Raw genomic sequence first — 8,429 nt, forward strand, 5'->3', positions numbered from 1 at the left:
GGATTATGGATAGTGAATTTTTAACCGATACGTCGCAGCAGCATTCCGGCATCCATACCCTGGAACCCAAAAAATGGGTGGAACTGCACGCAGATTACCTGTATAATTTTGCCATCGTCAGGCTGAACGATGAGGAGCAGGCGCGCGACCTGGTGCAGGAAACTTTCTTGTCGGCGCTGGAAAAAACAGCCGGTTTCAGGGGCGAAAGTGCTGAAAGAACATGGCTGACGGCCATTCTCAAATATAAGATCATTGATATATACCGGAAGAAGGCTGGCAGCTTTGCTGTTAATGATAAAACAGGCGCCCCGGATAATGAGCCGGAATTTTTTGATCCCGATCTGAACCACTGGAAAAAAGAACACTGGCCTGCGCCATTTGGAGTAGAAGACAAAGATCCATTGCATAATAAAGAATTTATGGGAGTCCTGGAGAGATGCATGAGCAGGCTGCCATCTTTGTGGATGTCGGTATTCAAGCTGAAACACATGGACGAGGAAAACACAGAGTTTATCTGTAAAGAACTGAAGTTAAGTTCGTCCAACTTCTGGGTAATTATTCACAGGGCAAAAGTTAATCTGCGTTCATGCCTGCAAAAAAACTGGATCTGATATGAAAAAGATATTAAAAACGGATGAGGAGAGGATCGCCTACAACTGCAGGAAAGCGACCTTGCTGATTGAGAAAAAACAGGATATTGAACTCACCGCCCGGGAAAAGATGGAGTTGACCCTTCACCTTGCAGGTTGCTACATCTGCAGGGTGTATGAAGAGCAGAGCGTGCTGATCAATAGTATGATGAGGAAGATCTTTAAGGGGCCTAAAGATCCGCTGAAACTAGATGATGAATTTAAGGAGCAACTGAAAAAAAAGATCAAAGATAAAACGGGCACTAATTAGTCCCGGCGCCTATATACAGATCCCAAGAGCATGACATAATTTACTGATTATTAACCAATGATTATGTCATGCTCTTAACAAGCAGAAATATTGCTTTTTATCTTTAAAGATAACCAGATTAGTAACCGCATCGCCGGCGAAGACGGATGATGGAAACCACTCGCTTACGTTAATCCCCTTCCTCCAATTCGAAGATATTATCTACACTGGTATCAAACACCCGGGCAATTTTTAATGCCAGCACTGTAGAAGGGACGTATTTACCTGACTCTATCGTATTGATCGTCTGCCTGGACACCTGCACCAGATCAGCTAACTCTGCCTGAGTGATATTTTTTATTGCCCGTTGAACTCTTATAGTATTTTTCATAGTCTTTATCTGTCCTCTCGTGCCAGGTTTTTCTTCAAAAGATACAAACTGTAATAGAATTTCAAAATGAAAGCGATCAGGATAGTGAGGGTGTTATAGGCCAGTATCGCAAGAATAATTGTGCCGTAAAAAGCAAAAAGGGATACCAGAAGAACAGCATAATTTATTACAACAGCCCACTGCAGGGATTCCAGCCGGAGTTTCCTGATGAACTCATCCTCGTCCTTAAGCCGGGCAAAACTCACCATAAGCAGCCCGATAATAACCCCTGCATAGGCAAATTCATCTGTTAAGTTGTAATCCTCCCAATTAGAGTCTTCGGGATAATAAAGCTGTAACCAGGGGATTCTAAATTGGTAGTACATACAAGCAATAGCAAGTGGTAAAAAAACAAAAAATGTGGTCCAGCCAATGGATTTAAAAACGCTGGGAAGAAGAAATCCTTTTTTCATAATGTTAAAGTTTATTTTACCAAATGTAAATTATAAAAGACAATTTGTAAAGTTTATTTTACTTTTCTTCACAGAATCAACCTAGGATGTGGAAAAGCATTGTGATCTAACCTATAGACCTGCATAAACCTTTTTTTTTTTACTTTTAGGGATCTCAAACAAAGAAGTAAGTTATAAACAAGACCATACTCTTTAAATGTTATGCCTTATTTAAAGCGATTAATACCACTCTTTTTAATAACGATGTTCCTTGTCTCTGCTTCCTGTGGACCTGGCTCGCGAAAAATAAAACGAACCGGAGAGCCTGATATCATCGTAGTGGAAAATAACGATGAGGAAACGGAGGAAGCAATTAAACATGCCAAAAGCACACTTTCTGAGTTTGAAACTGCTTTAAAAAGTAACAACAGTTCGTTCGATAACTTCTCTTTAAAGGTTCGGTTTGAAAATGGTGCATCGGGCGAACATATATGGCTGGGTTCGATTTCATTAATAAACAGGAATTATTATGGAATTGTAGCAAATGTCCCTGAATCAACAAATAAGGTCGCACTTGGTGACACTATCGAGATTGACACAGGCAAAATCTCTGATTGGATGTTTACCGAAGGAAAAAGACTACATGGCGGCTACACTGTTAAATTACTGAGACAAAGAATGCCGAAGGATGAGCAAAGGCAATTTGACAAAGAAAATGGTTTAACGTTTTATTAGAAGCATTGATTTTGGGAACTATCCGGAAATCTTTGTAGTTATGAATATTTAAAAAATATTAACTTGGGACCAGACAGCAGCAATGATGGACTTTAGGCCTCCTATAAAAACCAGAACAACGGAAGATTTGCTCATGATAGCCGCTGCTCCGGATAAATGGCAGCCTGAAACTGTTGAATTGGCAAAAGAAGAATTGCGATTAAGAGATGTACCTGAAAGTCAGATAGCCGATGCACGATATTTTTTAGAAAAAGTTGATAAACTCGGAGATTTGAGACGGGCAAAGGAATCCTATACTATTTTCGACTTTATCTTCGAGCCTTTCAACACGATATTCGAAATACTTATCTCCTGGGAATTAGAAAAGGATGGTTACCTAAGGAAAGCCAGACAACAAAGAGTAATACGGCCAGTTCTGATCTTGTTAATTCTGTTGATGGTTGTTCTGGCGATAATATGACGTTGTTCCGATATTAAGGATCGATCTTCTACTTTGGACAACGGAAAAAGAAATGCCTGCCTGCACAGCCAGTTAGATTTCCATCATCACAAAAGACACCAACAAATTGATTTATAGAAATTTACCATTTGATTTTTTTAGATTTTAAAAAATAGATACTACTCGAGCAAGCAACTTATCTTTTATTCTATACATTTGGCAAGAATTAAATTTAACAGCCTTTTATTACCCACTCTCAGGGAAATTAGCGAGTTTATCTAATCGAACCTGGAGAAAGGTACGCTAGATCAATCAAACCAATCATGATTAAAATACTAAAATTTAACCTGTCCTGCATCTTCACCATTTTGTTCTTGTTACTATGTAAGCTGTCCACTGGTATGGTAACAGATACACCCGCGATAAAAGCAGGTAGAGCGAAAATAACAGGAAGGATAATAAGCCCGACCGATACAAGCAAGAGTAACGTTTCTCTATTTATCACTGTTTCACATCCGGTTTCGGGAGAATGCGTTCAGCATAAGGTACTTGCTGATCAATCAGGGACGTTTTCTATTGATGTTGATATTGAAACAACCGTTTCTCTGGCAGGTTTATACACAAGTTTAAATCCAGAGAAGACGCTTCTTTTTAAATTGAAAGACCGTACCAACATAGATATCGCTTACAATTCAGATGGTGATATTAAAAACGTCAGCGTTACGCCTGCTGATATGAGTAAAAATGATATGACCCGGGGCATGGAGGTTATGGATAAAATGGTTAGTTATATACCGGATAGGAAGCCGCAGCCTTTGTATAATAAGAGTAAGGACTATTTCCTGAATTTCGTTAAAACTTCTTTGTCGGAAAGATTAAATATTGCAAGCAATGATTCGTTGATATCTGAAGAATTAAAAGGAGTGCTGTCCAAAGAGTTTCGATTATTTATGTATAACGCACATGTCTTCGATTACAAAGCATCCATGATGTTAAACTATAGAAACATAACCCGCGATACAGCCAAAACACCTGACATACAAAAGATTGACAGATCATATTTTCGTTTTTTAAAAGACTTTAACCTTAATGATCCGGAATATCTGCAATGTTTTGCATTTTCGGAATTTCAGGAATCAATTCTTCAGAATGAGACATTAGGTATTCCTGAGATCGGAGAAAGCGATATTCCCTCATGGCTGGTAAAGGTGAAAGTTATCTTATCAAATCTGGTCGGGTTCGACAATGGACCATACTATGATATTTTAGCGGCCAATGCCTATGGCCGACAGCTAAATATAGAAGTAAGGCCGCTCACCGAAAAGCAAAAAAAGAACATAGCAGAATATTGGGGAAAAGAAGAAATTGCTAAGATCCTATTCCGGAAAAACAAGCAGGTTGTTGAATTAGACAGAATAAAGTCACCTGTTGTTGTAAACGACGTCTCGTCGGTTCCCGACGAGAAAATCATGGAAACGATCGTTTCTAAACATAAAAACAAGGTTATTTTTATTGACCTATGGGCAACATGGTGTGCTCCTTGTATTGAGGCAATGAAGCAGTTCAGAACTACAAAAGGTGATTTTCGGAATAAAGAGGTTGTATTTGTGTATATAACAAACGGATCTTCACCCCGAAAGCTATGGGAAGAAAAAATAAAGGGAATAGGCAGCGAGCACTATTATCTGACAGCCTCCCAGTGGTATTATTTAATGAGCCATTTTGGATTTGAGGCTATTCCGTCATATCTTTTATATGATAAAGATGGCGTACTCATCAATAAATTCACTGCCTTTCCCGGAAGTGACCGGGTAAAAGAAATGATTAATGGCCTGTTATAAAAGGGGTATTTCTATTCAACGGTCCTTTCATCCCCCGGCAATTTGCCCCTGCCTTTCGGCATCTTAAACGGAATAATCATTCGTTTCACAAAAAGCTCCATTGCCTGGATATTTCTATTTCAGAATTAAAAGACCATTTACTCCGCCAACATATTCCGCCATTACACCGCCATTTACTCCGCCATCCGGCCCCTCTTCGAATTCAAAACGCAAATAAAACGACATCAGATAACACCTTATTTCCCGTGTGTCACAAATATCACTTACGCTGGAGCAATATACCACCACGCTTAATTATGAGATTAACAAGAAGTTGTCAGCTAAAGAAGTTTTACTCAGGCGAAATTGATACAAAACGACAAAAAACTGAACAGAATACGATCCCATTATTCGCTTTATTTGCTTCTGGACGTACTAACCAAAACGAATAAAAACACTCAACACCATTTAAAACAAACAAAAGCAATTATATATCACACTTTTACATTATAATCACGGAGCCGCTTATTTGAAAGACAATTAAGAACTGATTAAAGAGGCAATAAAAGGCCAAAGTGCCCGAAATATTCGGCAGTTATATGTAAGGCATGTTGGTTGATGCTTAGCATCGACTGAAGCTCTTCAAAACATAACATTATTTGTATCCGGCTCATATTGCAGCACTAGCAGAGAACAAATTGAGGGATCAAACTAATAACAAAAAACAACTTATGTTTAATCACAGCAATATTATCTATTTCGCAATTGCGGCAGCGATAGCAATAGCTTTTTTTATAAAATACTCAGTAAAAGGAAAATCAATCATTTTAACAATGAATGCATTAAGTCTCGCCTTTTCAGGTTATTGTGTTCATTATGGTTATGTAGAAAATAATTTTTACGCCTATGCCGTTTCAATTCTGATATTTATCGCCACGACTCATAAACTATACCAGAAGATATAAAACCACAGGGGTTTGGATGGTATTGGCAGCAGCCCAGGTACTGTTCTTCAATTTCTATTGAGAACAGAACTCAGGATAAAAAATAAGGTCCTATTTTTTGTTGGCCTGCTCCGACCGGACTTTTCGCACAAAATCTACCGGGACTGCAGCTAAAGCAGCAATTCTATTATCATCAAATTTGGTTGCTGAAATAAGATTGCTGACAAATTCGCAGTTTGCTTCCTGCTTCCCTTCTAAACGGCCTTTGCGCTCGCCTTCCAGAAGCCCCTGGCGCCTTTCCTGTAGTTTCAGAGTTTCTATGATGCCCATATCAATTGTTCCTCCTGTTATCTCGTGTATTAACGTATCAAATTTACGGTTTATTTCTTTATTCCCGATAAAAATGAAGTTCTTCAAAAATCCTAAAAAACTGATAATTAGATCCTTATCATATCGCTGACCGGATAGTAAAGCCCTTGCAATCATACTTCTTTGCTCGACAAGCTCTTCTTCCGGCACCTTCCCTTCCAGTAAAGCTTTCTGACAGGCGGCTACAATTAATGCAAATATGTTTTCCATGGCGAGCAACTGCTCCTGGCTATGATCGAAGATATGATAACTCCTGAAGTGGAAGGAAATGGAGCTATCAGAAAGGATATATTGTCATCCCTTCTTCGTACAGTATTAAAAAACACTAACTATATTAGCAGATTAATACAAAACAATGAATAAGCACACATCGAAAATCACATCCAAAAGCATTGAACAAAGCGGACTGCCCAACGATTACAAAAAAGCTTTGGCGGAGTACATTTGGAATGGCTTCGATGCACGTGCAACAGAAGTTCATTTGGATTTTGAGGCGAATGAACTTGGACATCTGGCATCCCTCTCAATCTCCGATAATGGCAGTGGAATCAATGTTGAAACGATTGACGACACGTTTGGAAATTTTCTTGATTCAAACAAACGTGATGTGCCTGACAGGGAGAGTTTCCAGAAGGGGCACAAAGGAAAAGGGCGGTATGCTTTCAGCACTTTTGCCAATGCCTGCAGCTGGATCACAACATTTGCCGGCCCTGACGGCAAATTACTTCGCTATACCATTGTGATAAACAAAGGTGATTTGCAAAATTTCTTAATCGAGGATACAGTCATAGCCAAAAATACCACTACCGGTACAATTGTAAACTTCTTTAATTTCTTTGATTTGTCAGCAAATTTACTGTCAGGCAGGGAATTTGCAGATTATCTCGCCAGCGAGTTCGGATGGTTTTTGTTCCTCAACAGGAAAAGAGGATGTAAAATAGTCATTAATGGAGTTGAATTGGCCTATAACGAAATAATAGGCGACATCGAAGATTCTGCGCATGAAATTGGTGACGACAAGTTTAAGGTGGTTTTTATTCGCTGGAACAGGAAGATAGGTGATAAATATTATTTTTACTTTTTAGGTAAAAATCACAAGGAGGTAGCAAGGAAACATACTTCTTTCAACAACAAAGCGATTGACTTTCACCATTCGGTTTACGTAGAATCGCCTTTCTTTGATAATTTTCATGAAACAACTGACGAGAACCCGGTGCTTGACTTTTCAGGGACCAATCAGACACACCCTTCTTATAAGAGCCTGCTGAAGTCCCTCAATACGCTGGTCTCCAACAAAGAGAAGCAGTTTATCAGGGAGGTTCAGGCGGATAAGCTGATTCAGGACTATCATATCCGGGGAATATTTCCTGAACCGGGGATAAAAACAGACGACCTGGAATCAGTGGTAAAAGAACTATACTGCTCGGAGCCACGCATTTTCCAAAGCTCCAACAACCAGCAGAGCAAGATGCTGGTCGGATTACTAAACCTTCTGCTCACTACAAACAACACTTCAGATATCATGGGAGTTATAGAAAGTGTTGTGGACCTCACAGACGAGGAACGGGAGGGGCTGAGTGGCGTCTTGTAAAAGTCGTACAGGCATCAAATCAATCTCACCAAACAGCATGTTTAGGATCAAACAGTTCCATTCCGTGTTCTCACATACAGAACGTTTTGCATATATTTGATAGTAGCAGTCAAATAAAAAGGCAAAGCAACTAAAATCAATAGAAAACCTATGAGGAAACTAATTTCATTTATGCACATATCGCTGGACGGTTTCGTAGCTGGATTAAACGGGGAAATGGACTGGATCAAGGTTGATGAAGAAATATTTGATTTTGTTGGCAAACGTATAAGCGAAGGCGACACCGCATTATATGGACGAGTAACTTATGAGATGATGGAGAGCTACTGGCCGACGGCTGCTGACAAACCATCAGCAAGCAGGCACGACATTGAACACTCAAAGTGGTACCAAAACGTTCGCAAAATTGTATTATCAAAAACAATGAAAAACACCGGTTTGTCTGGTACAGAGATTCTCAGCGACAACCTAGCAGACCGGATAAATGAAATAAAACAAGAGGAAGGGAAAGACATCCTGATTTTCGGAAGTCCCACAACAACACATTCCCTTATTCAGCTCGACTTAATTGACGGTTACTGGCTATTTGTGAATCCGATTGTTCTGGGAAGAGGTATTCCAATATTTACCGGCCTTCAGAAAAAAACAGAGCTTAATCTGTTGAGCACCCGGCAATTTAGTTGCGGGGTCACGGAATTGAATTACATAAGAAAGATAGCCATCACGGAATAGTTTTTGACATTACAGGTAATGCAATAATAGCCTTTTAACTAATTTGCTTACCTGATTCTATGAAGATCCAGGTAGCCGATTTTATTGACTTTCTTGAG

At 39.4% G+C, this 8,429-nt stretch carries 12 protein-coding genes; 9 read left to right on the forward strand and 3 right to left on the reverse strand.

From position 1 onward, the window contains the following. The first annotated feature begins 5 nt into the window (after positions 1 to 5). Together DDR33_RS18015 and DDR33_RS18020 are read left to right on the forward strand one after the other, a co-directional pair. Complete coding sequence (locus tag DDR33_RS18015; protein WP_109417204.1) at positions 6 to 611, forward strand: sigma-70 family RNA polymerase sigma factor; 606 nt, start codon at positions 6 to 8, stop codon at positions 609 to 611. 1 nt (position 612) lies between these two features. Next, entirely contained in the window at positions 613 to 900 is a 288-nt protein-coding gene (locus DDR33_RS18020; RefSeq protein ID WP_109417205.1) for a hypothetical protein, read from the forward strand. A gap of 169 nt (positions 901 to 1,069) precedes the next feature. On the opposite strand, the gene DDR33_RS18025 is transcribed toward DDR33_RS18020, so the two are convergent. Together DDR33_RS18025 and DDR33_RS18030 are read right to left on the reverse strand one after the other, a co-directional pair. Next, on the reverse strand, positions 1,070 to 1,270 hold the full coding sequence (locus DDR33_RS18025; RefSeq protein ID WP_109417206.1) for a helix-turn-helix transcriptional regulator: 201 nt from the start codon (positions 1,268 to 1,270) through the stop codon (positions 1,070 to 1,072). Between the two features lie 5 nt (positions 1,271 to 1,275). Continuing rightward, the gene (locus tag DDR33_RS18030) at positions 1,276 to 1,722 is read right to left on the reverse strand and encodes a hypothetical protein (protein WP_109417207.1); all 447 of its coding nucleotides are present in this window, start codon (positions 1,720 to 1,722) and stop codon (positions 1,276 to 1,278) included. Between the two features lie 201 nt (positions 1,723 to 1,923). Between DDR33_RS18030 and DDR33_RS18035 the strand changes: the two genes are divergently transcribed. The 4 genes from DDR33_RS18035 to DDR33_RS25940 all read left to right on the forward strand — a co-directional run bounded on the left by DDR33_RS18035 (position 1,924) and on the right by DDR33_RS25940 (position 5,660). Next, positions 1,924 to 2,436 (forward strand): YegJ family protein, encoded by a 513-nt coding sequence (locus DDR33_RS18035; RefSeq protein ID WP_109417208.1) that lies wholly within the window; start codon positions 1,924 to 1,926, stop codon positions 2,434 to 2,436. Between the two features lie 82 nt (positions 2,437 to 2,518). Then, positions 2,519 to 2,896 carry a hypothetical protein gene (locus DDR33_RS18040; RefSeq protein WP_109417209.1) on the forward strand — a complete coding sequence of 126 codons (378 nt, stop codon included), beginning with the start codon at positions 2,519 to 2,521 and terminating at the stop codon, positions 2,894 to 2,896. 380 nt (positions 2,897 to 3,276) lie between these two features. Then, positions 3,277 to 4,716, forward strand: a complete 1,440-nt coding sequence (locus tag DDR33_RS18045; protein WP_158280798.1) for a TlpA family protein disulfide reductase — start codon at positions 3,277 to 3,279, stop codon at positions 4,714 to 4,716. Positions 4,717 to 5,426: 710 nt separating this feature from the next. Next, positions 5,427 to 5,660, forward strand: a complete 234-nt coding sequence (locus DDR33_RS25940; RefSeq protein WP_158280799.1) for a hypothetical protein — start codon at positions 5,427 to 5,429, stop codon at positions 5,658 to 5,660. 90 nt (positions 5,661 to 5,750) lie between these two features. Here DDR33_RS25940 and DDR33_RS18055 read toward each other — a convergent pair whose 3' ends face one another. Further along, positions 5,751 to 6,218 carry a hypothetical protein gene (locus tag DDR33_RS18055; RefSeq protein WP_109417212.1) on the reverse strand — a complete coding sequence of 156 codons (468 nt, stop codon included), beginning with the start codon at positions 6,216 to 6,218 and terminating at the stop codon, positions 5,751 to 5,753. A gap of 145 nt (positions 6,219 to 6,363) precedes the next feature. Between DDR33_RS18055 and DDR33_RS18060 the strand changes: the two genes are divergently transcribed. The 3 genes from DDR33_RS18060 to DDR33_RS27065 all read left to right on the forward strand — a co-directional run. Further along, a complete protein-coding gene (locus DDR33_RS18060; protein WP_109417213.1) occupies positions 6,364 to 7,599 on the forward strand; it encodes an ATP-binding protein in 1,236 nt (411 codons plus the stop codon). A 150-nt stretch (positions 7,600 to 7,749) separates the two neighbouring features. Next, a complete protein-coding gene (locus DDR33_RS18065; RefSeq protein ID WP_109417214.1) occupies positions 7,750 to 8,331 on the forward strand; it encodes a dihydrofolate reductase family protein in 582 nt (193 codons plus the stop codon). A gap of 41 nt (positions 8,332 to 8,372) precedes the next feature. Beyond that, the coding region (locus tag DDR33_RS27065) for a hypothetical protein (protein ID WP_449406360.1) at positions 8,373 to 8,429 on the forward strand (57 nt) is incomplete at its 3' end.

This window comes from Pararcticibacter amylolyticus, assembly GCF_003130405.1.
Lineage (GTDB): Bacteria > Bacteroidota > Bacteroidia > Sphingobacteriales > Sphingobacteriaceae > Arcticibacter > Arcticibacter amylolyticus.

What these genes read in the sequence shown, in the direction of transcription:
- DDR33_RS18015 (WP_109417204.1), top strand. Translation starts at nt 6, where the DNA reads ATGGATAGTGAATTTTTAACCGATACGTCGCAGCAGCATTCCGGCATC.
- DDR33_RS18020 (WP_109417205.1), top strand. Translation starts at nt 613, where the DNA reads ATGAAAAAGATATTAAAAACGGATGAGGAGAGGATCGCCTACAACTGC.
- DDR33_RS18025 (WP_109417206.1), bottom strand. Translation starts at nt 1,270, where the DNA reads ATGAAAAATACTATAAGAGTTCAACGGGCAATAAAAAATATCACTCAG.
- DDR33_RS18030 (WP_109417207.1), bottom strand. Translation starts at nt 1,722, where the DNA reads ATGAAAAAAGGATTTCTTCTTCCCAGCGTTTTTAAATCCATTGGCTGG.
- DDR33_RS18035 (WP_109417208.1), top strand. Translation starts at nt 1,924, where the DNA reads ATGCCTTATTTAAAGCGATTAATACCACTCTTTTTAATAACGATGTTC.
- DDR33_RS18040 (WP_109417209.1), top strand. Translation starts at nt 2,519, where the DNA reads ATGATGGACTTTAGGCCTCCTATAAAAACCAGAACAACGGAAGATTTG.
- DDR33_RS18045 (WP_158280798.1), top strand. Translation starts at nt 3,277, where the DNA reads ATGGTAACAGATACACCCGCGATAAAAGCAGGTAGAGCGAAAATAACA.
- DDR33_RS25940 (WP_158280799.1), top strand. Translation starts at nt 5,427, where the DNA reads ATGTTTAATCACAGCAATATTATCTATTTCGCAATTGCGGCAGCGATA.
- DDR33_RS18055 (WP_109417212.1), bottom strand. Translation starts at nt 6,218, where the DNA reads ATGGAAAACATATTTGCATTAATTGTAGCCGCCTGTCAGAAAGCTTTA.
- DDR33_RS18060 (WP_109417213.1), top strand. Translation starts at nt 6,364, where the DNA reads ATGAATAAGCACACATCGAAAATCACATCCAAAAGCATTGAACAAAGC.
- DDR33_RS18065 (WP_109417214.1), top strand. Translation starts at nt 7,750, where the DNA reads ATGAGGAAACTAATTTCATTTATGCACATATCGCTGGACGGTTTCGTA.